Below are 717 nucleotides of genomic sequence, written 5' to 3' on the forward strand. Positions count from 1 at the left end.
TTCAATGCTTTGATGCTCCGCCATGCACCAATCTTGAATTGATCGATGTATCTCATCTCACCTCCTCCGAGGCTGAGGAGCTCATCGCACAGTTTCGGCGAACGGAGCTGAAAGACAATTTCGATCTTGGACAGGACCACTTGTTTCGCGCGCGCATGGTCCGGCTTGGTCCTGACAATCATCTCATATTGATCACCGCTCATGAAATCATCGTCGATGCCTGGTCCATCTCTGTGCTGCTCAGAGATCTTCAGCAAAGGTACGTAGATGCCGTGGCGTTTTGCCCAGAGAACCGTGCGTCACTCTCGGGCTACGCGGCGTGGGAAAAACGACACGTTTCTCCAGAGGCGCTGGAGAGCCAACGTCACTATTGGCGTCGTCAGATTGGTGATGATCCGCCGGTGCTTTCGCTTGGAACGGGACGAGCGCGCCCGCAGACAAATTCATACCGCGGCGCCTCGCATCCAGTGCTGCTTGGCGGCGATCTTTCCAGTCGTGTAAGAGAATTTGCGCGCCGCAACAGCTGCACGATCGACAACGTCAAACTCTACGTGCTCGATGCACGATTGAAGAGAGTGCCTGTTGGAGCGTCCGGCGAACTGTGCATCGCGGGCCGCTGTCTGAGCGCTGGGTATTGGCAGGATCAAGATCGGACTGACCGCTGTTTCCTGCCGAATCCGTATGATGGCGGACAATACGATGTGCTTTATCGAAGTG

Annotated in this window: 1 protein-coding gene; it reads left to right on the forward strand. The window is 55.4% G+C overall.

The annotated features are described in order from the left end of the window. A partial coding sequence (locus tag I6F20_RS37575; protein WP_225131597.1) for a condensation domain-containing protein occupies positions 1-717 on the forward strand: 717 nt, incomplete at both ends.

This window comes from Bradyrhizobium sp. IC3123 (assembly GCF_020193625.1).
GTDB classification, from domain to species: domain Bacteria; phylum Pseudomonadota; class Alphaproteobacteria; order Rhizobiales; family Xanthobacteraceae; genus Bradyrhizobium; species Bradyrhizobium yuanmingense.